Annotated in this window: 23 protein-coding genes; 11 read left to right on the forward strand and 12 right to left on the reverse strand. The window is 75.2% G+C overall.

Annotated elements, in window-relative coordinates; genetic code table 11:
- Positions 1–13: 13 nt before the first annotated feature.
- The 5 genes from moeZ to ACIGXM_RS07310 form a co-directional block, all read right to left on the reverse strand.
- Positions 14–1,192 carry an adenylyltransferase/sulfurtransferase MoeZ gene (gene moeZ / locus ACIGXM_RS07290; RefSeq protein WP_396558355.1) on the reverse strand — a complete coding sequence of 393 codons (1,179 nt, stop codon included), beginning with the start codon at positions 1,190–1,192 and terminating at the stop codon, positions 14–16.
- A gap of 150 nt (positions 1,193–1,342) precedes the next feature.
- Positions 1,343–2,290: an NAD-dependent epimerase/dehydratase family protein gene (locus tag ACIGXM_RS07295; protein ID WP_396557782.1), complete on the reverse strand. Its 948-nt coding sequence runs from the start codon at positions 2,288–2,290 to the stop codon at positions 1,343–1,345.
- Positions 2,291–2,336: 46 nt separating this feature from the next.
- On the reverse strand, positions 2,337–3,200 hold the full coding sequence (locus ACIGXM_RS07300; RefSeq protein WP_396557784.1) for a hypothetical protein: 864 nt from the start codon (positions 3,198–3,200) through the stop codon (positions 2,337–2,339).
- Entirely contained in the window at positions 3,200–4,750 is a 1,551-nt protein-coding gene (locus tag ACIGXM_RS07305; RefSeq protein WP_396557786.1) for a DUF3492 domain-containing protein, read from the reverse strand. Before ACIGXM_RS07305 ends, ACIGXM_RS07300 begins: the two co-directional genes overlap by 1 nt.
- A 359-nt stretch (positions 4,751–5,109) precedes the next feature.
- The gene (locus tag ACIGXM_RS07310; protein WP_396557788.1) at positions 5,110–6,105 is read right to left on the reverse strand and encodes an alpha/beta fold hydrolase; all 996 of its coding nucleotides are present in this window, start codon (positions 6,103–6,105) and stop codon (positions 5,110–5,112) included.
- A 221-nt stretch (positions 6,106–6,326) separates the two neighbouring features.
- Here ACIGXM_RS07310 and ACIGXM_RS07315 point away from each other — a divergent pair, with 221 nt between their 5' ends.
- From ACIGXM_RS07315 to ACIGXM_RS07325, 3 genes are all read left to right on the forward strand, one after another.
- Complete coding sequence (locus ACIGXM_RS07315) at positions 6,327–6,995, forward strand: TetR/AcrR family transcriptional regulator (protein WP_396557790.1); 669 nt, start codon at positions 6,327–6,329, stop codon at positions 6,993–6,995.
- Positions 6,996–7,116: 121 nt separating this feature from the next.
- The gene (locus ACIGXM_RS07320) at positions 7,117–7,344 is read left to right on the forward strand and encodes a DUF3107 domain-containing protein (protein ID WP_396557792.1); all 228 of its coding nucleotides are present in this window, start codon (positions 7,117–7,119) and stop codon (positions 7,342–7,344) included.
- 178 nt (positions 7,345–7,522) lie between these two features.
- Positions 7,523–7,819 carry a hypothetical protein gene (locus ACIGXM_RS07325; RefSeq protein WP_396557794.1) on the forward strand — a complete coding sequence of 99 codons (297 nt, stop codon included), beginning with the start codon at positions 7,523–7,525 and terminating at the stop codon, positions 7,817–7,819.
- Between the two features lie 35 nt (positions 7,820–7,854).
- Here the strand turns inward: ACIGXM_RS07325 and ACIGXM_RS07330 are convergent, their stop codons facing one another.
- A complete protein-coding gene (locus ACIGXM_RS07330) occupies positions 7,855–8,577 on the reverse strand; it encodes a ferritin-like fold-containing protein (protein WP_396557796.1) in 723 nt (240 codons plus the stop codon).
- A gap of 388 nt (positions 8,578–8,965) precedes the next feature.
- Here ACIGXM_RS07330 and ACIGXM_RS07335 point away from each other — a divergent pair, with 388 nt between their 5' ends.
- The 5 genes from ACIGXM_RS07335 to ACIGXM_RS07355 all read left to right on the forward strand — a co-directional run bounded on the left by ACIGXM_RS07335 (position 8,966) and on the right by ACIGXM_RS07355 (position 14,901).
- Complete coding sequence (locus ACIGXM_RS07335; protein WP_396557798.1) at positions 8,966–11,455, forward strand: DEAD/DEAH box helicase; 2,490 nt, start codon at positions 8,966–8,968, stop codon at positions 11,453–11,455.
- Between the two features lie 223 nt (positions 11,456–11,678).
- On the forward strand, positions 11,679–12,560 hold the full coding sequence (locus ACIGXM_RS07340; protein WP_396557800.1) for an alpha/beta fold hydrolase: 882 nt from the start codon (positions 11,679–11,681) through the stop codon (positions 12,558–12,560).
- Positions 12,561–12,939: 379 nt separating this feature from the next.
- Positions 12,940–13,086 (forward strand): hypothetical protein, encoded by a 147-nt coding sequence (locus ACIGXM_RS07345; RefSeq protein ID WP_396557802.1) that lies wholly within the window; start codon positions 12,940–12,942, stop codon positions 13,084–13,086.
- A gap of 233 nt (positions 13,087–13,319) precedes the next feature.
- A complete protein-coding gene (locus ACIGXM_RS07350; RefSeq protein WP_396557804.1) occupies positions 13,320–13,970 on the forward strand; it encodes a DUF6758 family protein in 651 nt (216 codons plus the stop codon).
- A 76-nt stretch (positions 13,971–14,046) separates the two neighbouring features.
- Entirely contained in the window at positions 14,047–14,901 is an 855-nt protein-coding gene (locus tag ACIGXM_RS07355; protein WP_396557806.1) for a PHP domain-containing protein, read from the forward strand.
- Between the two features lie 9 nt (positions 14,902–14,910).
- Here ACIGXM_RS07355 and ACIGXM_RS07360 read toward each other — a convergent pair whose 3' ends face one another.
- From ACIGXM_RS07360 to ACIGXM_RS07370, 3 genes are read right to left on the reverse strand one after another with little or no spacing between them, the layout of a single operon-like run.
- Positions 14,911–15,558 carry a suppressor of fused domain protein gene (locus tag ACIGXM_RS07360; protein WP_396557808.1) on the reverse strand — a complete coding sequence of 216 codons (648 nt, stop codon included), beginning with the start codon at positions 15,556–15,558 and terminating at the stop codon, positions 14,911–14,913.
- A 21-nt stretch (positions 15,559–15,579) separates the two neighbouring features.
- Positions 15,580–16,503: a DMT family transporter gene (locus tag ACIGXM_RS07365; RefSeq protein WP_396557810.1), complete on the reverse strand. Its 924-nt coding sequence runs from the start codon at positions 16,501–16,503 to the stop codon at positions 15,580–15,582.
- 26 nt (positions 16,504–16,529) lie between these two features.
- Positions 16,530–17,075, reverse strand: a complete 546-nt coding sequence (locus tag ACIGXM_RS07370) for a hypothetical protein (protein ID WP_396557812.1) — start codon at positions 17,073–17,075, stop codon at positions 16,530–16,532.
- A 103-nt stretch (positions 17,076–17,178) separates the two neighbouring features.
- Here ACIGXM_RS07370 and ACIGXM_RS07375 point away from each other — a divergent pair, with 103 nt between their 5' ends.
- Genes ACIGXM_RS07375 through ACIGXM_RS07385 form a run of 3 tightly spaced genes read left to right on the forward strand, consistent with a single transcriptional unit; the run spans position 17,179 to position 20,302 of the window.
- Complete coding sequence (locus ACIGXM_RS07375) at positions 17,179–18,465, forward strand: magnesium transporter MgtE N-terminal domain-containing protein (RefSeq protein ID WP_396557814.1); 1,287 nt, start codon at positions 17,179–17,181, stop codon at positions 18,463–18,465.
- A complete protein-coding gene (locus tag ACIGXM_RS07380; RefSeq protein ID WP_396557816.1) occupies positions 18,455–19,084 on the forward strand; it encodes a DUF1003 domain-containing protein in 630 nt (209 codons plus the stop codon). The genes ACIGXM_RS07375 and ACIGXM_RS07380 overlap by 11 nt, the downstream gene beginning before the upstream one ends.
- Positions 19,085–19,141: 57 nt before the next feature.
- A complete protein-coding gene (locus ACIGXM_RS07385) occupies positions 19,142–20,302 on the forward strand; it encodes an Mrp/NBP35 family ATP-binding protein (protein ID WP_396557818.1) in 1,161 nt (386 codons plus the stop codon).
- A 43-nt stretch (positions 20,303–20,345) separates the two neighbouring features.
- Here ACIGXM_RS07385 and ACIGXM_RS07390 read toward each other — a convergent pair whose 3' ends face one another.
- The 3 genes from ACIGXM_RS07390 to ACIGXM_RS07400 form a co-directional block, all read right to left on the reverse strand.
- Positions 20,346–21,044: a hypothetical protein gene (locus ACIGXM_RS07390; RefSeq protein WP_396557820.1), complete on the reverse strand. Its 699-nt coding sequence runs from the start codon at positions 21,042–21,044 to the stop codon at positions 20,346–20,348.
- A 154-nt stretch (positions 21,045–21,198) separates the two neighbouring features.
- Positions 21,199–21,633, reverse strand: a complete 435-nt coding sequence (locus ACIGXM_RS07395) for a sec-independent translocase (protein ID WP_396557822.1) — start codon at positions 21,631–21,633, stop codon at positions 21,199–21,201.
- A 150-nt stretch (positions 21,634–21,783) separates the two neighbouring features.
- Positions 21,784–22,647, reverse strand: coding sequence for an anti-sigma factor family protein (locus tag ACIGXM_RS07400; protein WP_396557824.1), 864 nt, complete (start codon positions 22,645–22,647; stop codon positions 21,784–21,786).
- Between the last annotated feature and the right edge of the window lie 57 nt (positions 22,648–22,704).

The raw sequence follows: 22,704 nt of genomic DNA on the forward strand, positions 1-22,704 counted from the left end.
CGCGTCACGCCGCCTAGTAGACCGGCTTCTCCGGCTCGATCTGGTTGACCCAGCCGATCACGCCGCCGCCCACGTGCACCGCGTCGGCGAAGCCCGCGGACTTCAGCACGGCCAGCACCTCGGCCGAGCGGACCCCGGTCTTGCAGTGCAGCACGATCTTCTTGTCCTGCGGCATCCGCTCCAGCGCGTCGCCCATCAGGAACTCGTTCTTCGGGATCAGCACGGCGCCCGGGATGTTGACGATCTCGTACTCGTTGGGCTCACGGACGTCGACCAGGAGGATGTCCTCCTTGTTGTCCTGCATCTCCTTGAGCTGCTTCGGGGTGATCGTCGAGCCGAAGGCGGCCTCCTGGGCCTCCTCCGAGATCACGCCGCAGAACGCCTCGTAGTCGATCAGCTCGGTGACCGTCGGGTTCTCGCCGCAGAGCGCGCAGTTCGGATCCTTGCGGACCTTGACCTGGCGGTAGTTCATCTCCAGCGCGTCGTAGATCATCAGCCGGCCGACCAGCGGCTCGCCGACCCCGGCCAGCAGCTTGATCGCCTCGGTGACCTGGATCGAGCCGATCGAGGCGCAGAGCACGCCCAGCACGCCGCCCTCGGCGCAGGACGGCACCATGCCCGGCGGCGGGGCCTCCGGGTAGAGGCAGCGGTAGCACGGGCCGTGCTCGGCCCAGAAGACGCTGGCCTGGCCGTCGAAGCGGTAGATCGAGCCCCAGACGTACGGCTTGCCGAGCAGCACCGCGGCGTCGTTCACCAGGTAGCGGGTGGCGAAGTTGTCGGTGCCGTCCACGATCAGGTCGTAGCCGGCGAAGATCTCCATGACGTTGGAGTTGTCGAGCCGGTCCTCGTGCAGGATCACGTCGACGTAGGGGTTGATCTCCTTGACCGAGTCACGGGCGGACTCGGCCTTGGAGCGGCCCACGTCGGACTGGCCGTGGATGATCTGCCGCTGCAGGTTGGACTCGTCCACGGTGTCGAACTCGACGATGCCGAGCGTGCCCACACCCGCCGCGGCCAGGTACATCAGGGCCGGCGAACCGAGGCCGCCGGCGCCCACGCAGAGCACCTTGGCGTTCTTCAGCCGCTTCTGCCCGGCCATCCCGACGTCCGGAATGATCAGGTGGCGGGAGTACCGGCGGACCTCGTCGACGGTGAGCTCGGCAGCCGGCTCGACCAGGGGTGGCAGCGACACGGGGACTCCGATGGTCGTCATTTCGATGGTGACTACGCCAACAGTGTCACGCCGCCCCGCTATTCCGAGACAGCGCGTCCGCCAGGCGAGACACGCCGCGCCGGATCGTGGGACCTGCGCGGCGTTCCACCCCGACCGGGCACGGCCGTCTCAGACCCGGCAGGCGGTCTCCAGCCAGACGTCGCCCAGCGACTCCTCCAGCGGGGTGTGCGCCCGCCAGCCGAGCCGCTCGCGCGCGGTCCGCACGTCGGCCTGCCGCCAGGGCACCGGCTCGCCCAGCGGCCTGGCCTCCGCGCCACGCGGCTCCCCGGGCTCGCCGGCCGACTGCACGGGTACCACCACCGTCCGCGGCTCCTCGGTCAGCACCCCCTCGAAGCCGGACGCCCGGACCAGCAGGTACGCCGCCTCGCGGGCCCGGACCGAGTGCCCGCTGCCGATGTTGATCACGCCGGTGGCCGCCGAGACCGCCGCCGCCCGGACCGCCTGCGCGACGTCCCGGACGTCCACGAAGTCCCGGTAGGCGGACAGGTCCGGCATCCGGACCTGCGCCTCCTGCTGCTCCAGCGCCCGGCGCAGCCCCTCGGCCAGCCGCCCGAAGAGCGAGGCGGCCGGCGCGCCCGGGCCGACCACGTCGAAGACCCGCAGCACCGCGGCGTCCAGCCCGGAGGCCAGCACCAGCTCGGTGCCGGCCAGCTTGGAGACCCCGTACGGGCCGACCGGCCGCGGCTCCGCGGTCTCCGCGATCGGCGCGCCGGCCGGCACCGGCCCGTACTCGGCCGCCGACCCCAGGTGCACCAGCCGGGCCGGCTCCCGGCTGCGCCGGATCGCCTCGCAGACCGTGGCCACCGCGGTGGTGTTGGCCCGCACCAGGGTCCGCGGCGTGCCGTAGGTCGCGCCGGCGCAGTTGATCACCACCTGCGGCGCCACCGCGTCCAGGAACCGGGCCAGCGCGCCCGGGCTCCCGGCCGACAGGTCGAACCGGATGTCGGCCGAGTCACGCCGGCCGAGGACGGTGACCTGGAGATCCCGGTCCAGCAGCAGACGGTCGGCGACCCGGCGGCCGAGATAGCCGTCGGCACCCAGCAGCAGCACCCTCATCGGGGGTGTCCTTCCACGAGAACAGCGAACGGAACGGGGGAGAAACTCAGCGGTGGCTGCCGGGCCGGCCGAGCGCGGTCCAGGCGCGCGGCAGCAGCAGCACGGCCGCCGCCCCGGCCGCGACGGCCGGCAGCGCGGCCGGCGGCAGCACCCGGCCGGGCAGCAGGCCGAGCGCGCGCAGCGCCAACAGCACGGCGGCGAGCCCGTCGGCCACCAGCGGCCCGGCCAGCGCGGCGGCCGGCCGCCCGCACCGGCGCAGCACCGCCGTCGACCCGATCAACAGCCCGAGCGTGCCCAGCCCGGCCCACGGCAGCACCCCGGCCCGCCGCAGCACGGCGGGGAGCAGGGCGCCGGGCGGCGGGTCCAGCGCCGTCTGCACGCCCAGCGCGACGAACCCGGTCAGCGCCAGGGCCACCAGCTGGAACGCCAGCGCGACCGGCAGCACCGGCCGCATCCGGGCCCGGAACTCGGCGATCGACCGGGCCGAGTCCAGCTGCGCCCGGCCGGCGTGCCGGGCCCAGCGGGCCGCCCCGCCGGCCGCCGGGAGCGCGAGCAGCGCCGCCAGCGCCAGCGCGCCGGCCCGGGCCGAGGGCCGGGCGGCCAGTGGGAGCAGCAGCAGGCCGAGCAGCGCGGCCGCGGTACCGAGCCGGTACCCGACGTCCCGGCCGGCCCGGTCGACCGGCGGCGCGGGATCGGGCGACGGCCGACCGCCCGGCTCGCCGGGGTTCCGCGGCACCCGGGCGAACAGCTCCTCGGCCAGTGAGAAGACGTCACCGTGCCGGTACCGCCCGACCGCGGCGGCGCCGATCCCGGCCTCCTCCAGCCCTGCCGCGATCTCCAGCGGATGGCTGGCCCGCTCGCAGAGCGCGCGGTGCGCCACCATCAGCTCCCGCACCGGATCACCGGACATCAGCGCGCCTCCGCCAGCGGCGCGTCGCTGGCGACCGACCCCGCCACCCAGAACTCGGCGGGCCGGGCGAACGGCCGGGGCGGCGCGCCCGCCCGCCACCCGCCGGCCGGGAAGGCCGGCCAGTGCGCGACCAGCTCCAGATAGACCTCACGGAACGCGGCCGCCTCCGACTCCGGCGCGAACAGCTCCTGCGCGCGCAGCCGGCCGGCCAGCCCGAGCCGGGCCCGGCGCTCCTGGTCGGCCAGCAGCGCCCGGCAGGCCAGCGCCAGCGCCTCCGGCTCGCCCGGCGGCACCAGCAGGCCGCCAGGGCCGACCACCTCGCGGGCCAGCCCGACCTCGGTGGCCACCAGCGCCCGGCCGCTGAGCATCGCGTCGGCCAGTAACCGCGGCCCGTGCGGCGCACGGTCGGTGCGGACCAGGACGGTGCCGGCCGCCCAGGCCTCGGCGAGCCGCTCGGGGCGGTCCTCGAAGCGGACCGCGGGCTCCGGGCCGCCGCCCAACCCGAGCCGGGCGGCCACGGAGCGGCAGTGCGCGCGGTACCCGGGCCGCCCCTCGCCGCCGTACATCCGCAGGCGCGTCCCGGGCAGCTCGGCCCGCACCCGGGCGAAGGCGTGCAGCATCAGCTCCGGGTCGGTGCCCGGCGCGAGGTCACCGACCCAGACCAGGGTCGGCCGGTCCGGCTCCGGGCCGGCCGCGGGTCTGGAGACCGCCGGCAGGCCGCGGCGCACCACCCGGCTCCGCTCCGGCACGGCGCCACCGCGCAGCTGCCACTCGCGGTCGAAGGCGCTGCCCGAGGTGAGCACCGCGGCCTGCCGGTAGGTCTCGGCGGCGAGCAGCCGGGCGTAGCCGAGCAGCAACGTCCGGACCGGTACGGAGGAGCCCGCCCCCAGCCGGTGGCCCAGGTACTGCTCGCGCAGGTGCGAGCCGTGCTCGGTGAGCAGGAACGGCATGCCGTACCGCTCCTTCGCGACCAGTGCGGGCAGCGCCGCCGGACCGCCGCCGACCACGTGGCAGAGATCGGCCCCGCCCAGCCCGCCCGGCCCGTCGCCGTACCAGGGCGCGGCCAGCGGACGCAGGCACTGCTCCAGCAGGTCGCCGGCGACCAGGACGTCCCGGAGCAACGGCTGCCCGGCCGCGGTGTCGGCGCCCGGCGAGCGCCAGAGCTCCTCCAACGCGGCGTGGGCCTGGCCGGAGGCCAGGAAGGCGGGCAGCGCGCCGTCCGCCGCCAGCTCGGCCAGCCGGTACAGCCCGGGCCCGAACGAGGCCCGCTCGCGCGGCAGCACCAGCGCCGCGACCAGCTCGCGGTAGGCCCGGGCGTACTGCCGCCGGCGGACCGCGCCCGGCAGCCGGCCGCTCGGCCGCGGACCGCCCAGCGCGAAGGCGCGCACCCCCGGCGACGCCCCGCCCGGCTCCGCGGACACCGGCTTCGGGAGCAGCAGGTAGCGGTCGAACTCGTGCTCCGGCAGACCCGCCGCGAGCCGGCCGCACCACCCGGAGCCGCCACGCCGCGCGGCGGACTGGGTGCTCTCGGTGAGCAGGGCGATGCGCACGACGACCTCCAGAGGCAGAACGGTACGGAACCCGATGGACGGGCTGATGCGGACGGAAATCCAGGCGGACCATGCGGAACGGCCCGGTCAGGCCCTCGGCACTGCCCGCGGCCCGGCTGCCCGGCGCCCCCACGCACCGCCGCCCGGCCGCCCCCGGCCGGACGCCGCCGGCCTCCCTCGACCACACCCCCGAAGCCCGCCCGGCCCGCCGGCGGCCGCGCCCCCACACCTGTTCGGTCCGACATCACGACGGTAGGCCCGAACGCCCGCCGCCCAGCGCCCCAGGGCCCGGCCGCCACCTGAACGAGTGAAAGGCCGTAACCTCGGGCCGCGCCGGACGTTCGGTCAGCCCGCCCCCGTCATTCCGCCGCGGCGAGCACCTCGCACAGGAACTCCCGGGCCGAGCGCGCCACCTGCTCCGGGTGCTCCATCATCGCCACGTGCCCGGACTCCGGCAGCACCAGCAGCCGGGCGTCCCGGAAGGCCGCGCAGGCCCTGGCCGCCGAGCGGTACGAGACCAACTTGTCGCGCAGCCCGTACACCAGCAGCACCGGCACCTCGACGCGCTCGGCCTGCCGCCAGAGCGCCTGGTCGCCGCGCTCGGTGTAGGCCGAGACGATCCCGCGGGCCGAGCCGACCAGCACCTGCAGCGCGTACGGCAACGCCATCCGCCGCCGGTACTCGGCCACCGCCGACTCCCGCCGCTCGGGCGGGATCGCCCGGGCGTTGCCGTACACCAGGTCGAGCAGCCCGTCGGTGGCCTGCTCGACGCTGCGCCCGCCGGCCGGCACCCGCTGCAGCAGCCGGGGCACCCCGGGCACCGCCAGCAGCCCGGTGGGCAGCGCGGTGCGCTGCGGCGGCAGCTCGGGCAGCGCCGGGGAGACCAGCACCAGGCTGGAGACCAGGTCCGGCCGGAGCGCGGCGAGCCGCACCGCGACCGCGCCGCCCAGCGAGTTGCCGAACAGGTGGACCGGGCCGCGACCGGTCGCCTCCAGGTAGCCGATCACCGCACGGACGTGCCCGGAGACCGAGAGGTTGCCGTCCAGCGGCGGGGCCGACCAGCCGAAACCGGGCAGGTCCAGCGCCTCGCCGCGGACCACCCCGTCCAGCTCGACCATCAGCTCGGTCCAGTTCTCCGCCGAGCCGCCCAGGCCGTGCACGAAGAGCGCCTCGGGCAGTCCGGCGGAGGCGTCCGCGGTCGGCCCGGTGACCGACAGGACGGCGCCCGGCACCTCGACGGTGCGGGTCTCCCAGAGCCCGTCGCGGCCGGCCGGCGGGCGCGGGCCGGGCCCGTCGGCCACCCGCCGCGGCGACTGCTGGCCCGACCCCGACCGCCCCTGCTGCTCAGTGCTCATGGGAGATGATGGTAGTGAGACTCTGGTCAAGGACCCGGTCGCGCGCCGTATTGTGGGCACCCGACAATCCGAGAGCTGCGCTTTCCCCCGGTCCGACCGGGGGCGGCCCGGGTTACCGAAACGTAGAATCAGCCCCCGACCAGCCCAGCACGACCCACCCGCGGCACACCGGCCGGAACGCCGGCCGGGCACGTGCAGTCGACCGTGAAATGAGGAGCGCCGTGACGGCCATCCAGGAGGCCCAGGACCGCCCGCGCGGTGCCCGCCTGCCGCGTAGCGCCCGCCGGGAGCAGCTGCTCGGAGCGGCGCAGGAGGTGTTCGTCGCCCAGGGCTACCACGCCGCCGCGATGGACGACATCGCCGAGCGGGCCGGAGTCAGCAAGCCGGTGCTGTACCAGCACTTCCCGGGGAAGTTGGAGCTCTACCTCGCGCTGCTGGACAAGCACTGCGACGCCCTGGTCGAGTCCACCCGGGCGGCGCTGGACGCCACCACCGACAACAAGCAGCGGGTCGCCGCGACCATGGAGGCGTACTTCCACTACGTCGCCAGCGAGTCCGGCGCGTTCCGGCTGGTCTTCGAGTCCGACCTGACCAACGAGCCGGCCGTGCGCGAGCGGGTGGAGCGGGCCGCCGACCTCAGCGCCACCCTGGTCAGCAAGGTGATCGCGGAGGACACCGACCTGCCCGAGGCGGAGGCCAAGCTGCTCGCCGCCGGCGTCTGCGGGCTGGCCCAGATCACCGCCCGGTACTGGCTCTCCCAGGGCGGCGAGATCCCCCGCGAGGAGGCGGTCCGGCTGGTCGCCAGCCTCGCCTGGCGCGGTCTCAAGGGATTCCCGATGCACCCCGGCGAGCACGGCCCGGCCGCGGGCCAGTCGCCCGCCGCGGACTGATCCGCCCCGCTCACGCGTCGTTGCTCTAAGGTGAAGCCGTACGGCGCGCTGCCGCGCACCGGTGTTCGATCGGGGGCGGCAACCGCGCGTGGATGGCTGCAACCCCGGAGGGACGGAAGCCGTGGAGGTCAAGATCGGCGTGCAGAACGCGCCCCGCGAGATCGTGATCGAGAGCCCGCAGACTGCCGATGAGATCGAGAACGCCATCGCCAAGGCGGTGGACGGCACCTCGAAGCTGTTCTCGCTGACCGACGAGCACGGCCGCCGCATCATCGTCCCGGCCGAGCGCCTGGCGTACGTCGAGATCGGCGAGCAGGCCGCGCGCAAGGTCGGTTTCGGCACCATCTGAACCGGCCCGGGCACTGCCCGCCGTCCCCGTCGGGGGCGGCGGGCAGCGTCGTGTCGGCCGACGGCGTCGGCCGGCAGAGGTCGGACCGGCAGGCGTCGGACCGGCAGGCGTAGAACGCGATCGCCCCGGGTATGGAGGTGCTCACAGCAAGCACCTGGACCATCTCGGGAGGTCGGCCGTGCCCTTGCCCGTCGAAGCGATCGCGTTCACGCTGATCGGCCTGCTGGCCGGGTTCGGCGCCGTGCTGCTGTGGCCCGGCCACTTCCCGATGTCGCGCCAGCTGACGGTCGGGACGGCGCTGGTGTCCGCCCTGCTCAGCGGCCTGGTCGCGCGAGCCGCGCTGGGCGGCGCCGACTCGCTGCGGACGATCGTGATCGCCGCGGTCGGCACCGCCCTGCTGACCTCGGTGCTGGCCCGCCCGGACCTGGCCGGCCGGCACCGGGCCCGCCGCCACCGCCGGCACCGCCCCGCCTGAAGACGCCGCCGGCGGCGCCGAGCGCGCGGAGGAGGCTAGGAGGCCAGCCCGAGCGCGCTCATCCGCTTGGTGTGCGCCTCGGTGATCCGGTTGAACATCTTGCCGACCTCCACCAGGTCGAAGCCCCGCACCTCGGCCCCGCCGACCAGCAGGTTGGACAGCGCGTCCCGCTCGGCGACCACCCGCTGCGCCTGGCTGAGCGCCTCGCCCATCAGCCGCCGGCCCCAGAGCGCGAGGCGCCCGCCGACCCGCGGGTCCTCCTCGATCGCCTGCCGCACCTTGTCCACCGCGAACTGCGCGTGCCCGGTGTCGCTCATCACCGAGAGCACCAGCTCCCGGGTGTCGTCGTCCAGCCGGACCGCCACCTCGCGGTAGAAGTCGGTGGCGATCGAGTCGCCGACGTAGGCCTTGACCAGGCCCTCCAGCCAGTCCGAGGGCGCGGTCACCCGGTGGAAGGACTCCAGCGGCTCGACGAACGGGGTCATCGACTCGGTCGGGTCGGCGCCGATCTCGGCCAGCCGGTCGTGCAGCAGCTGGTAGTGCTGGAACTCGGCCGAGGCCATCCGGGCCAGCGCGGCCTTGTCGGCCAGCCCGGGCGCGAGCTTGGCGTCGTCGGCGAGCCGCTCGAAGGCGCTCAGCTCGCCGTAGGCGAGCGCACCCAGCAGGTCGAGCACGGCGGCCCGGTAGTGGGGGTCGGCCGAGCAGGTCGTCCAGTCACCGATCGAGCCGACCTGGCCGGCGTCGCCTTGAGTCTCCATGGAGCGTCACTCTAGACCGAGCCGTGAACGGCCCGCGGACCGTGTCCGACGCCTCACGTGTTCGAGTCGTCGGCTGACTGTACAGTGGTACAGAGGCCCGTTGTGCCCGCACGACTTGTCAGTCGCGCGGGTTCGTTTCGTCCGGAGGAGTCCGGTACGAGACCGCCGGGCTCACGTACGCGGATGCCCGGTCGGAGAGCCGATCGGCTCCGACCTTGGCTTGGACCTCAAGCCAGGCACCGCATCAGTGGCCGAGCGAGGGCCGCCGCGGACCGCGCCGCAGGGCGCCGGTCCCGCGCCGAACCCCGCACGGGACATCTCCCCCACGCCACGGGACGCCGCCCAGCCGGGCCGGCCCGCCCGGACGCCGCGGGGATCCGGCGCGGTCGTGCACGACCACGCAGCCGGCAGCGGGCCCCACGGCCCCAACCGGTCGCGCGGCTGCCCGCCGCCCTCTCGTCTCGGCCCGCCACACGGAAGAGGCAGCACCCTGTCCACCACGACTGAACCGACGAAGACCACCTTCCGCGAACTCGGCATCCTCCCGGAGACCGCCGAGGCGCTCGAGTCGGTCGGCATCATCCACCCCTTCCCGATCCAGGAGATGACCCTCCCGGTCGCGCTGACCGGCCACGACGTGATCGGCCAGGCCAAGACCGGCACCGGCAAGACCCTCGGCTTCGGGCTCCCGCTGATCGAGCGGGTCGTCGTGCAGGCCGACGTGGACGCCGGCCGGGCCACCGAGGAGCAGCTCTCCGAGAGCCCGCAGGCGCTGATCGTGGTCCCCACCCGCGAGCTCTGCACCCAGGTCACCAACGACCTGCAGACCGCCGGCAAGGTCCGCAACGTCCGGGTCCTCGCGGTCTACGGCGGCCGTGCCTACGAGCCGCAGGTGGAGGCGCTGAAGAAGGGCGTCGACATCGTGGTCGGCACCCCGGGCCGGCTGCTCGACCTGGCCGGCCAGCGCAAGCTCGACCTCTCGAAGGTCCGCGCGCTGGTCCTCGACGAGGCCGACGAGATGCTCGACCTGGGCTTCCTGCCCGACGTCGAGAAGATCCTCGGCATGCTGCCCGCCCGCCGGCAGTCCATGCTCTTCTCGGCCACCATGCCGGGCCAGGTGATCAGCCTCGCCCGCCGCTACATGAACCAGCCGACCCACATCCGCGCCGCCGCGCCGGACGACACCGGCGCCACCGTCGCCAGCGTCGAGCAGCACATCTTCCGCGCCCACTCGCTGGACAAGGTCGAGCTGGTCTCGCGGATCCTGCAGGCCGACGGCCGCGGGCTGGCGATGATCTTCTGCCGCACCAAGCGGACCGCCGCCGACGTCTCCGACCAGCTCACCCGCCGCGGCTTCGCGGCCGGCGCGGTCCACGGCGACCTCGGCCAGGGCGCCCGTGAGCAGGCGCTGCGGGCCTTCCGCAACGGCAAGGTGGACGTGCTGGTCTGCACCGACGTCGCGGCCCGCGGCATCGACGTCGAGGGCGTGACGCACGTCATCAACTACCAGTGCCCCGAGGACGAGAAGACCTACCTGCACCGGATCGGCCGGACCGGCCGGGCCGGCGCCTCGGGCACCGCGGTGACCCTGGTCGACTGGGACGACGTCCCGCGCTGGCAGCTGATCAACAAGGCGCTGGAGCTCTCCTTCAACGACCCGGAGGAGACCTACTCCACCTCCGCGCACCTCTACGAGCTGCTGAAGATCGCGCCGGACACCAAGGGCGTGCTGCCCCGCTCCGAGCGCACCCGGGCCGGGCTGGCCGCCGAGGAGGTCGAGGACCTCGGCGAGACCGGCGGGCGCGGACCGCGGACCGGCGGGCGCGGCGAGCGTCCGCGCGGCGGCCGGTCCGGCGGGCGCGGCGAGGCCGCGGCCCCGGCGGTCGAGGAGAAGCCGGCCCGCGCCCCGCGCGAGCGCCGGCGGACCCGCGGCGGTGCTTCGGCCGGGGTGACCGAGGCCGCCGAGGCGGCCCCCGTGGTCGAGGCGCCGGCGGCACCGGCCCAGGCGCCGGCATCGGCCGCCGTCGAGGGCGAGCCGGCACCGCGCCGGCGTCGTCGCCGGCCGCGCGGTGCGGCGGCGGGCGAGAGCGGCCCGGTGGCGCGGGCCGTCCAGGCGCCGGCGGCCACGTCGGTCGCCCCGGCGACGGTTCCGAGCCGTCCGGAGCGCAACGCGCGGGTGATCCCGAGCGGCGGGCTGGCCCCGGCCGCCAAGGCCGCGGTGGCCCCGGCCGTCGAGACCCCGGCCCAGCCGGTCGTGGAGACCCCCGCCCCGGCCGCGGTCGAGGCCGCCCCGGCGGTCGTGCCGGCCCAGGCACCGGCCCCGGCCGAGGAGACCACCGCGACCAAGCCGCGTGCCACCCGGACCCGGAAGACCGCTGCCAAGAAGGTCGCGGCCACCGCTCCCGAGGCCACCGCCCCCGAGGCACCCGCCGCGGAGCGGACCAGCGCCGAGGAGGCTCCCGCCGCCCCGGTCAAGAAGGCCACCCGCACCCGCAAGACCGCCGCCAAGAAGGCCGCCCCGGCCACCGAGGCGACCGAGGCCGCACAGACCCCGGCCGCCGAGGCGGTGGAGGCGGTGGAGACCGTCACCAAGCCGCGCAAGACGGCGGCCAAGCGGACCGCCAAGAAGGTCGCGGCCACCGCTCCCGAGGCCACCGCCCCCGAGGCACCCGCCGCGGAGCGGACCAGCGCCGAGGAGGCCCCCGCCGCCCCGGTCAAGAAGGCCACCCGCACCCGCAAGACCGCCGCCAAGAAGGCCACCCCGGCCACCGAGGCCACCGAGGCCGCACAGACCCCGGCCGCCGAGGAGAAGCCGGCCCCGCGCCGGCGGACCCGCAAGGCCGCGGCCCCGGCCGAGGAGGCCCCGGCCGCCGGCTGACGGTGACCAGTAGCCCTCGGGGCGGGCGGATCGATGATCCGCCCGCCCCGCGGCGTTCCCGGTCCCGGGGCCCGTCCTGCGGGCCCGCCCCACCGGCCCGCCCCGCGGCGGCTCTCCCCGGCCGAGGGTCCGGGGCGGCACGGGCGCGGAAAGATCCGTTGGCGGGACCGCAGGCTCTAAGCTCGGGGTCGACCCAGCCCAGCTCCCCCGGAGGACGCCCGCGATGAGCACGCCCCCCTTCCTCGCGCTCCCCGCCTGCGCCCGCGCCGTGCGGCTGACCACCGCCCGCGGCACGTTCGCCGCGTTGCGCGCCGAGCCGGCCGGTGTGCCGCGCGGCACCGCCCTGCTGGTGCCCGGCTTCACCGGCAGCAAGGAGGACTTCATCGCCCTGCTGGAGCCGCTCGCCGGGGCCGGCTTCCGGGTGGTGGCGGTCGACCAGCGCGGCCAGTACGAGACCGGCGGTCCGGCCGACCCCGCCGCCTACGCGCTGCCGGAGTTCGGCGCCGACGTCCACGCGCTGGGCGAGCTGCTGGCGGCCGAGGAGGGCGGCCCGGTGCACCTGCTCGGCCACTCCTTCGGCGGCTACGTGGTCCGTGAGGCCGTGCTCGCCGCGGGTGCCGACGCGCCCTGGGCCTCGCTCACCCTGCTCTCCACCGGCCCCGGCCCGATCGACCCCGCCGAGGCCGCCCGCACCAAGCTGCTGATGGACGCGCTGGGCTCGATCGACCTGGAGACCATCTGGCAGGTGATGCGGCAGATGGAGGAGGGCAGCGGCGATCCGGTCGTCCCCCTCCCGCCCGAGGTCGGCGACTTCCTGCACCGGCGCTGGCTGGCCAACGTCCCCGAGGCGCTGCTGGCGATGGGCGAGCGGCTGCTCGGCGAGCCCGACCGCACCGCGCCGCTGGCCGCCACCGCGCTGCCCAAGCTCTCCGTCAGCGGGGTCCGGGACTACGCCTGGCCGCCCGAGGAGCAGGCCCGGACCGCCGAGCGGCTGGGCGCCCGCTACGTCCTGGTGGACGGTGCCGGCCACTCCCCGAACGCCGAGCGCCCGGCCGAGACGGCCGCCGCCCTGGCCGAGTTCTGGTCCGCGGCCACCACCGGCTGACCGTCCCCGGCCGGACCCGGCTCTCCGCCCACCACGGCGGCCCGGTATAAGCACGCGCCAAGAATCGTTAGCTCTGGTAATATTTGACTCAGACCGGGAATCATCCATCCCGACGGCGCGATGGACCCCCCGAGCGTCGCGATGCCGAAACCAGCACGTCACGGGTTGGGGCTGCCCAGCCGAAGGCTGGGAGCGGCACCGATGCGAAACAGCCCGCCGCCACAGTGGCGGACGAGGCTCAGCAGTCCCGTCGCCGTCGCACTCGGCACAGCAGGGGGGAAGCGTGGCCACGACCACACCGCGGCCCGGACCGAAGAGCAGCAAGAGCAGCAGCACCCCGAAGCCCCGGCAGTCGCCGGGGTCAGGAAAGGAGATGCCCATGCGTTTCGAGATTCTCCGACTGGACGACCACCAGGGCTCCGCGATCGACCGTCAGGTCGTCGACGCGGAGACCGCCCGCGATCTCATCGAGACCGCGGCCCGCACCGGCGAACGGCTCTACATCCGTCCGTGCCAGTCGGCCTGACGCCGGATCGGGCCGGCGATCCGGCCCACAGCCACCCACTGACGCCCCGTCACCATCCGCTCGGTGACGGGGCGTCCGCGCGCTTCCGCACGCCCCCGCCGACGTTTGCCACCGACGCGCGCGGGACATCCCCCCTCCGGGACCGCCCCGGTCGACCTCCCGGAGCAGCGCGTGCGCTCCGTACGGGTGATCGTCCTTGACGCGGCGGTCCGGAGGGAGGAGCGTTGTCGGTTATGAGGGGCGAGCCGAGTTGCCCGAGGTGCGCCGGCCGGGTGCGTGCCCCCGGTCTCTTCTCCGACACCTGGCAGTGCGACAAGCACGGCACCGTCCATCCGATGCAGCCGGTGTTGCCGCCCAGCGTCGACGCGCTGGAGGTCGCGGTGGGCCGCTCGCAGGTCCCGATCTGGCTGCCCTGGCCGCTGCCGGTCAGCTGGCTCTACACCGGTATCGCGCACGCCGGTGACGATCGCTCGGGCGCCCGGGCCACCGCGGTGGCCTGTTCCGGCCCGGCCCCGCTCGGCGGCTTCGGCGAGCTGGTGCTGGTCGCCGAGGAGCTCGGGATCGGCCTCGGCGCGCGCTACGCCGGCCTGCCCGGCCCGGATCCGGGCGAGGCGCTCTCGCTGAACCGTCCCGCCGACACCAAGCTGATGGCGGCCGGCCGACCGACCCCGATGTGGCACGTGAACGGCGCCCCGGAGGATCGCGCGGTCTTCGTCGGCGAGGCGCTGGGGCTCTGGCTCTGGGCCATCGCCTGGCCCGAGCAGTCCGCGCTGCTGATGTACGACGAGCTGGTGCTCACCGATCTGCGGGACGCCGGAGCCGAGTTGAAGCTGCTCCCGTGCGGAGCGCTCTCCCCGCGGCTGCTGGGCCCGGTGACCGGCTGACCGACGGCTGACTATCCTGGGGACCCGCGACCCCTCCCCCCGACTCCGGCCGGGGCAGCCTCTGGAGCCCATCCCCGTGCGCATCGACCTGCACGCCCACAGCAACGCCTCCGACGGCACCGACAGCCCCGCCGAACTGGTCGCGGCGGCGGTGGCGGCCGGGCTCGACGTGGTGGCGCTGACCGACCACGACACGGTGGCCGGCCAGGCCGAGGCCGCCGCGGCGGTCCGCGCGCTGCCCCCCGGTACCCTCACCCTGGTCCCCGGCGCCGAGCTGTCCTGCCGGGTCGACGGCATCAGCATGCACCTGCTGGCCTACCTCTTCGACCCGGCCGAGCCGGCCTTCGCCGAGGAGCGCGAGCTGGTGCGCACCGACCGCTTCCGGCGCGGCCGGGCGGTGGTCGAGCGCTGCCGGGAGCTGGGCGCGCCGATCAGCTGGGAGCAGGTGCGGCGGATCGCCGGTTCAGGATCGGTGGGCCGGCCGCACATCGCCAGCGCGCTGGTGGAGGCGGGCGTGGTGGCCACCGTCTCGGACGCCTTCACCGCCGACTGGCTGGCCAACGGCGGCCGGGCCGACGTGCCGAAGCACGAGACCGACCCGATCACCGCGGTCAAGCTGGTCCGGGCGGCCGGCGGGGTGCCGGTCTTCGCCCACCCCGGCGCGGTCAAGCGCGGGCGGACGGTCTCCGAACAGGTCATCCGCGACCTGGCGGCGGCCGGCCTCGGCGGGCTGGAGGTGGACCACGTGGACCACGACGAGGAGACCCGGGCCGCGCTGCGCGGCCTCGCCGCCGAGCTGGGGCTGTTCACCACCGGCTCCAGCGACTACCACGGCTCGCGCAAGACGGTCGGCCTCGGTGCCTTCACCACCGCCCCGGACGCCTACCAGCAGCTGCTGGACCAGGCGACCGGCGACCGCCCGGTCGGTTAGGGTCCGCGCTCAGCCGAGCGGCACGCCGCGGCGCTCCGGATCGCGCAGGTCGGTGCCGTGCCCCAGCCAGCGCTCCTGGAGCTCGGCCGCGCCGTGCACCCGCTTGTGGGCCGCCTCGTTCGGCGTCATCGGCAGCAGCGGCAGGAAGCGCACCGGATCGGCCGGCTCCGGCAGGTCGAGGTCCTCGACCAGACCGCCCCCCTCGGCCACCAGCACCGAGCTGAACGGCGCGCCCGGCCAGAGCGGCCCGCCCAGGTCCAGCGAGGCGCCCGGTGCCACCACCAGGCCCTCCACCTGCGGGGTCGCCGCCAGGACGGCCAGCGAACGGAGCACCTCGTCACGTCCGCCGCGGACGGTGAGCAGCAGCTCGGCCCGCGGCCCGCGCACCGGGTCGGCGAGGGCCGCCGTCGGGTCGGCCATCGGCGCGGCGGCCATGCCCAGCGTGGCGTAGCGGACCAGGCCCTCGGCGTCCGGGCCGAACCGCAGCACCTCGATCCGCTCGGCGCCCAGGAAGGTCACCGCGGCCCGTCCGCTCGGCTCCCCGAGCGCGGTGATCAGTCGTGCCTCGACCGCGGTCGACACCTCGGCGCGGGACGGGCCCTGCGGGCCGTGCGGGGGCTGGCTGGGGTCGCCGAAGAGCGGGAGGTCGTGGGCCATGCGCCGAGCGTACCCGGCAGGTCAGCGGCGCCCCGCGCGGAGTACCAGGACCAGGCCGAGCAGGATCAGCGCCACGGCCGGACAGGCGGCGGCCGGCGGCCACTGGCCCAGCCAGAGCGCCGCGATCAGCGCGGCCCCGGGCGTCTCCAACAGGATCGCGGTGGAGGTGACGGACGGGCCCAGGGTGCGCACCACCCGGTTGCTGAGCGAGTGCCCGAGCAACTGGGCGACCACCATCAGCAGCGCGATCCGGCCCCAGACCCCGGCCGACCAGCCGCCCAGCGGGGTGCCGGTGGCCAGGCAGAGCGCCAGCAACCCGACGGCCGTGGTGGTGTAGCAGACCAGCGTGTAGGCGGTGGTGCTGACGCTCCGACGGACCTCGGCGCCGAGCAGCAGGTAGCCGGCCATGGCCAGCCCGGCGGCCAGCGCGAGCCCGTCGCCCAGCAGCGCCCGGTCGGAGACCGTGAGGTCGACGCCGGTGAGCAGCAGGACGCCGGCGAAGGCCGCGGCCATGCCGAGCCGGACCAGCCGCGGCGGGCGGACGCCGCGCACCCGCATGATCAGGATGGTCCACAGCGGGGTGGTGGTGACCAGCGCGGTGGACGAGGCCACCGAGGTCATCCGCAGGCTCGGCGTCCAGAGCGCGAAGTGCACCGCCAGCAGCGCCCCGGCCGCCACCGCGAGCAGCACCGCCCGCCCGCCGAGTCCGCGCAGCTCGGCCCGGTGCCGCAGCAACGCGTACGGGCCCAGCACCCCGGCCGACATGACGTTGCGCCAGCAGGCGATGGCCAGCGCGGGTGCGGCGGTGGCGCTGATCAGCGGCGCCGAGAAGGAGATGCCGGCGATCGAGACGGCCAGCAGCACGAGGTCCGACCGGGGCGGCGGCGGCGCGGCGGCCGCGGGCAGGGAGACGCTCGGGGCGGTGTCGGGCCGAACGGCGGGCACGGCTCTCCTCGGGAACGGTCGGAGGGTCAGCCCTTGCGGCGCAGTCGCCCGAACACCAGCTTCGGCAGGTGGGCCGGGATCGGCTGCCGGGTGGTGGCCGGGCTGGGCATCGGCGCGGCGGCGTGCGAGGCGTCCGGCATCGCGCCCGGCCGCTCGCTCAGCGCGCCGACCGGCTCCAGCCGCAGCACCCGGCACTCCCGGGCCCAGCGGTCCGTGATGGCGTCGGTGTCGGGGGCGTTCAGCCGCTTGCCCTTGAGCTCCTCGACCGCGCCCTGCCAGGCCTCGCTCCGCGGTTCGAGCGCCACCACCCGGGCCGGCCAGGCCACCAGCCGTCCCCACTTGTCCTTGCTGCGGACGGTCACCTCGGCGCCGGCGCCCGCGGTCAGCCCGTGCAGCGGCTGCTCACCGCCGTCCCCGACCACCACCACCGCGCCGTCGTACCAGGCGTGCCAGAGCGGACGGCTCTCGGCCGCGCCCTGCGCGCGCACCCAGATCAGCCCGGACTTCTTGGTGGCCTCCTCCAGCAGCGCCCGGTCGAGGAAGTCGTCAGCAGTTGCGGTCGTACCGTCCATGCCGCACAGCGTACGGGCTGCCGCGCGGCCCGGGGACGGCCCGGCGAGCCCGGGGTTGCGCTCTTCGATACCCTTTGCCCCACCGACGAGCGGAAGGAAGCCCATGGCAGGGCCAGCAGGCCGGGTCTTCATCTCCCATCTCGCCGGAATCGCGGTGTTCGACCCCAACGGGGACCTGGTCGGCCGGGTCCGCGACGTGGTCGTGTCGCTGCGGATCGGCGGGCGTCCACCACGGGTGCTCGGGCTGGTGGTGGAGGTGGTCGGGCGCCGCCGGATCTTCCTCCCGATGACCCGGGTGACCAGCCTGGAGTCCGGTCAGGTGCTGACCACCGGCGTGATCAACATGCGCCGCTTCGAACAGCGGCCGACCGAGACCCTGGTGCTGGCCGAGCTGCTGGACCGCCGGGTGACCGAGACCGCCGCCGGCGCCGAGGTGACCGTGCTGGACGTCGCCATGGTGCAGACCCGGGTCCGCGAGTGGGAGATCAGCAAGGTCTTCGTGCAGCGTGGCCGGGCCAGCCGGCTCAGGAAGAACCGGGGCGAGGCGGTCACCCTCGACTGGTCCGCGGTGACCGGCTTCTCGCTCGCCGAGGAGGGCCAGGGCGCGGCCAACCTGCTGGCCACCTTCGAGCAGCTGCGCCCGGCCGACCTGGCCAACGTGATGCACCACCTCTCCGCCAAGCGCCGGGGCGAGGTGGCCGCCGCGCTGGACGACGAGCGGCTCGCCGACGTCCTGGAGGAGCTGCCCGAGGACGACCAGGTCGAGATCATCGGCAAGCTGCACGACGAGCGGGCCGCCGACGTGCTGGAGGCGATGGACCCGGACGACGCCGCCGACCTGCTCTCCGAGCTGCCCGGCGAGGAGGCCGAGCGGCTGCTCCAGCTGATGGAGCCCGACGAGGCGGCCCCGGTCCGCCGGCTGCTCTCCTACCAGGAGGACACCGCGGGCGGCCTGATGACCACCGAGCCGATCGTGCTGGAGCCGGACGCCACGGTGGCCGAGGCGCTGGCCCGGGTCCGGGTCCGCGACCACAAGCCCGCGCTGGCCGCGCAGATCTACGTCTGCCGCCCGCCGAACGAGACCCCGACCGGCAAGTACCTGGGTACCGTCCACTTCCAGCGACTGCTGCGCGAGCCGCCGTACACCCAGCTCGGCGCGATGCTCGACGACGACCTGGACCCGCTGCCGGCGGACGCCCCGCTCTCGTCGATCACCAGCTACCTGGCGACCTACAACCTGGTCGCCGCGCCGGTGGTGGACGAGGCGGACCACCTACTGGGCGCCGTCACCGTGGACGACGTCCTGGACCACCTGCTGCCCGACGACTGGCGCGAGTCCGCGCTGCACGGTGGCGAGGCACACGACAGCGAGGTGACCGATGGACGCTGACCGCAAGCGGCGCGACTCCCGCGACGACGCCCCGCGCCAGCGGATCCGGGGCGAGCTGCGCCAGTCCCGCCAGCCGCGGGCCCGCGAGGGCGGCCGGACCCAGCGCGTGGAGACCGTGCACGGCACCGCCGCCCGCTCCCGGCTGGACCAGCCGCGCACCGGGCGGCCGGGCCTGATCCAGCTGCCGGCCTACGACCCGGAGGCCTTCGGCAAGCTCTCCGAGCGGATCGCCCGCTTCCTGGGGACCGGACGGTTCATCGTCTGGATGACCGTCGTGATCATCATCTGGGTGATCTGGAACACCATGCTGCCCAGCAGCTGGCGGTTCGACAACTACCCGTTCATCTTCCTCACCCTGGTGCTCTCGCTGCAGGCCTCCTACGCCGCCCCGCTGATCCTGCTCGCGCAGAACCGGCAGGACGACCGGGACCGGGTCAACATGGAGCAGGACCGGGCCCGCAGCGAGCGGAACATCGCCGACACCGAGTACCTGACCCGCGAGGTCGCGGCGCTTCGGCAGGGCCTGGGCGAGGTGGCGACCCGCGACTTCATCCGCTCCGAGCTGCAGAGCCTGCTCAAGGAGATCGACGAGCGGCGGGAGTCGGCCGAGGTGCTGTGATCACCGGCACGCTACCGGCCAGTCAGCCGGCCGTGCGGCGCGCCGTACCATCAAGGCATGGCCAATGAGACAGAGGTCGCGACCGGCGTGACGGAGGAGTCCGTCCGCAAGGCGCTGTCGACCGTGCAGGACCCGGAGATCAACCGCCCGATCACCGATCTCGGCATGGTGAAATCGGTGGAGATCGCCGCCGACGGCGCGGTGCGGGTCGCCGTCTACCTGACCGTCTCCGGCTGTCCGATGCGTGAGACGATCACCAACCGGGTGAGCGAGGCGGTCGGCCGGGTCGCCGGCGTCACCGGCGTCGAGGTCGAGCTCGACGTGATGAGCGACGAGCAGCGCCGGGAGCTCTCCCAGCAGCTGCGCGGCGGCGCCCCCGAGCGTGAGATCCCGTTCGCCAAGCCGGGCACGCTGACCCGGGTGTACGCGGTCGCCTCCGGCAAGGGTGGCGTCGGCAAGTCCTCGGTCACCGTCAACCTGGCCGCCGCGCTGGCCGCCGACGGCCTGAAGGTCGCCGTGGTGGACGCCGACATCTACGGCCACAGCGTGCCCCGGATGCTGGGCGTCGAGGGCCGGCCGACCCAGGTGCAGGACATGATCATGCCGCCGCAGGCGAACGGCGTGAAGGTCATCTCGATCGGCATGTTCACCCCGGGCAACGCCCCGGTGGTCTGGCGCGGCCCGATGCTGCACCGCGCGCTCCAGCAGTTCCTGGCCGACGTCTACTGGGGCGACCTGGACGTGCTGCTGCTCGACCTGCCGCCGGGCACCGGCGACATCGCGATCTCGGTCGCCCAGCTGGTGCCGAACGCCGAGATCCTGATCGTCACCACGCCGCAGATGGCGGCCGCCGAGGTGGCCGAGCGCGCGGGCACCATCGCGCTGCAGACCCACCAGAAGATCGTCGGGGTGATCGAGAACATGGCGGGCATGCCCTGCCCGCACTGCGACGAGATCGTCGACGTCTTCGGCACCGGCGGCGGCCAGACCGTGGCCGACGCGCTGACCCGGGCGACCGGGGCGACCGTGCCGGTGCTCGGCAGCATCCCGATCGACGTCCGGCTGCGCGAGGGCGGCGACGACGGCCGCCCGGTGGTGCTGGCCGCCCCCGACTCCCCCGCCGGCACCGCGCTGCGCGCGGTGGCGGGCAAGCTGGGCGGCCGTCAGCGCGGCCTCGCCGGCATGTCGCTCGGCCTGACCCCGAAGAACAAGTTCTGACCCGGAGAGCGAGCCCTGACCGGTCCTGAGCCCGCCGGCGGGCTCAGGACCGGGCGTAGACGGTCAGGTCGGGGATGGTGGCGAAGCCGATGCCGTACGCGCTGACGCTCCGTCCGTACGCGCCGAGCAGCACGCCCGGGGCCTCGCCGGCCAGCACCCAGCCGTACTCCGACTCGCGGTAGCGGAACGGCTGCGGCAGGCCGTTGACCGGCACGGTGAGCGGCGACCAGCCCGGACCGCCCAGGTCGTCGGCGAGGTCCCAGGCCAGCGCGCCCTGCTGGTCGAGCCACTCCTGCCGGCGGCCGCGGTCCAGCAGGCCGGGCCAGGTCGCGGCGAGCAGGCCCGAGCCGGCCAGCCAGGCCGCCGAGGAGGCCGTGGTCGCCTCCAGCACGCCCGTCCCGTCCGCGCTGCGCCGGCCGGGACGCCGGGCCACCGTGACCACCACCGCGAACCGGCGGCTGTCCCGGGTCTCGTAGTGCTTCGGCAACTCCTCGCCGTGCCCGACCGAGCCGTAGTCGACGGCCCGCGGCTGACCGGCGCGACCGCCGCCGGTGCCCGCGCCGGCCTGGAGCAGCCAGCGGCGCCCGGTCCAGCCGTCGTCGAGCCCGTACCAGGGGAAGTCGGCGACCAGGTAGGGCGCCAACGGGTCACCCGGCGCGGCCGCGCGCCGGGCCGGCACCTCTGGCTGCGCGCCCGCCTGGGCCGTGGCCGTTCCCACCGTACGACTGCTCGTCGCGTCCATCCCTGGACCTCCTCAGCCCACCGGCTCGCTCGTCGGCGCCCCCGCTCCGGAGGTGCCCAGCACAATTCTGGCGGGAACGACGGCACCCCGGCCGGTACGGCGACCGGCCGGGGTGTCGTGGCCTGGACGGCGGGTGACGCCGAAGGCGGGAGCGTCAGGTGGCGTCCGGGTCGAACGGGGGGCGCTCGCCGGCGGCCAGCGGCGCGCCGGTGGAGGGGGGCTTGACCATGCTCACCGCACCGCCTGCGGCCGCGGGCGTCTTGGTGGTGGCGGTCGGCGCCTTGTCGTCGAGCACCGACTTCAGGTCCAGGCCGTCGCGCAGCTCCCGCAGCCCCAGCGGGTCCTCCTCGCCGCCCATCAGGTTCTTCCGCACGAAGGTCTTCGGGTTGAGGTCCTCGAACTCGAAGTCCTTGAACTGCGGGCCGAGTTCGCTGCGGATGTCCTGCTTGGCGCTGTCCGCGAAGGCGCGCACCTTGCGGATGAAGCCGACCGCGTCCTGGATCAGCTTGGGGAGCTTGTCCGGCCCGAAGATCACGATCGCCATGATGATCAGCGTGATCATCTCAAGGGGGCCTATGTCGAAGAACACCTATGCTCCCAGCTGCTGGAGGACCAAACCCGGTTCGGCCCGCGACACCGGCTCCCTACAGCGTAATGGCCACCGGCTGGTCCGTGGCCCACGGGGGAATGAAACCGTGGTAAAGACCAACCGGTGGCGCCGGGTACTACGCCGAACGGGTCAGGGCTGCGACGGCCGGCCGTGCGAGACCGGGCCGACCAGCGGCGCCGAGGGCGACGGCGACGGGGTCAGCGCCTGGTACGAGCGGCCGGAGCCGTGCAGCGGGAAGTCCACGGTCAGCGGAGCGTTCAGCGGGACGGCCGGAGCACCGGCGGGGAGCTGCGGCGTCACCGCGGTGCGGTGCTGGTCCTCCTGCTGCGGGCTGTCCCCCGCCACCGCGGTCAGGCCCAGGCTGCCGAAGCCGCCCAGGGTCACCGCGGCGACCGAGAACGCCCCGGCCGCGGCGAAGACCAGGCGTCGCCCGCGCGGGGCCGGCGGCCGGGAGACCGGGGCCACCGCGGCCGGCCGGCCCGGCCCGAGCACGGTACGCGCCGCGCGTCGGCCGCTCCAGAGCCGGACGTCCACCCCGCGACCGCCCTGCTGGTCGTCGCCCCAGGTGGAGGGGTCCGCCACGGGGAGCGCCGCGCCCACGCCGAACGCGCCGGCGCCGAACGAGGCGCCCGCGCCGCGTCCGAACGAACCGCCGGTCAGCCGGGAGCCGCCGATCGTGCCCGCCGACAGTGTCGAGCCGCCGGGATCGGCCGGACCGCCCGGCTCGTCGTCCGGCAGCGCGGCCACCGCCATCAGCCGGGACATCAGCAGCGCCGACGGGCCCGGCGCGGCCGCGCCGGTGAGCAGCCGCTTGATCGACCGCGCCTCGTCCGCCTCGGCCAGGCACTGGTCGCAGGTGGCCAGATGGGCCTGGACCCGCTCGCGCGCGTCGTGCCCCAGCTCACCGTCGAGGAAGGCGGTGAGCCGCTCGCCCAGATGGTGCTCCTCGACGGCCGCGGGCTCGGCCCGGCGGACCGCGATGGGCCGCAGCACGGGAACCTCCTGACGGGTGCTCTGCTGCTCGCCGGACCGCGCCGAGCCGCGCCGGTC

The organism is Kitasatospora sp. NPDC052896 (assembly GCF_044547075.1).
GTDB lineage: Bacteria > Actinomycetota > Actinomycetes > Streptomycetales > Streptomycetaceae > Kitasatospora.

Excerpts from the sequence above, each read along its gene's own strand:
- ACIGXM_RS07295 (WP_396557782.1), bottom strand. The coding sequence starts at position 2,290 with ATGAGGGTGCTGCTGCTGGGTGCCGACGGCTATCTCGGCCGCCGGGTC.
- ACIGXM_RS07300 (WP_396557784.1), bottom strand. The coding sequence starts at position 3,200 with ATGTCCGGTGATCCGGTGCGGGAGCTGATGGTGGCGCACCGCGCGCTC.
- ACIGXM_RS07310 (WP_396557788.1), bottom strand. The coding sequence starts at position 6,105 with ATGAGCACTGAGCAGCAGGGGCGGTCGGGGTCGGGCCAGCAGTCGCCG.
- ACIGXM_RS07330 (WP_396557796.1), bottom strand. The coding sequence starts at position 8,577 with ATGGAGACTCAAGGCGACGCCGGCCAGGTCGGCTCGATCGGTGACTGG.
- ACIGXM_RS07340 (WP_396557800.1), top strand. The coding sequence starts at position 11,679 with ATGAGCACGCCCCCCTTCCTCGCGCTCCCCGCCTGCGCCCGCGCCGTG.
- ACIGXM_RS07345 (WP_396557802.1), top strand. The coding sequence starts at position 12,940 with ATGCGTTTCGAGATTCTCCGACTGGACGACCACCAGGGCTCCGCGATC.
- ACIGXM_RS07350 (WP_396557804.1), top strand. The coding sequence starts at position 13,320 with ATGAGGGGCGAGCCGAGTTGCCCGAGGTGCGCCGGCCGGGTGCGTGCC.
- ACIGXM_RS07360 (WP_396557808.1), bottom strand. The coding sequence starts at position 15,558 with ATGGCCCACGACCTCCCGCTCTTCGGCGACCCCAGCCAGCCCCCGCAC.
- ACIGXM_RS07370 (WP_396557812.1), bottom strand. The coding sequence starts at position 17,075 with ATGGACGGTACGACCGCAACTGCTGACGACTTCCTCGACCGGGCGCTG.
- ACIGXM_RS07375 (WP_396557814.1), top strand. The coding sequence starts at position 17,179 with ATGGCAGGGCCAGCAGGCCGGGTCTTCATCTCCCATCTCGCCGGAATC.
- ACIGXM_RS07380 (WP_396557816.1), top strand. The coding sequence starts at position 18,455 with ATGGACGCTGACCGCAAGCGGCGCGACTCCCGCGACGACGCCCCGCGC.
- ACIGXM_RS07385 (WP_396557818.1), top strand. The coding sequence starts at position 19,142 with ATGGCCAATGAGACAGAGGTCGCGACCGGCGTGACGGAGGAGTCCGTC.
- ACIGXM_RS07390 (WP_396557820.1), bottom strand. The coding sequence starts at position 21,044 with ATGGACGCGACGAGCAGTCGTACGGTGGGAACGGCCACGGCCCAGGCG.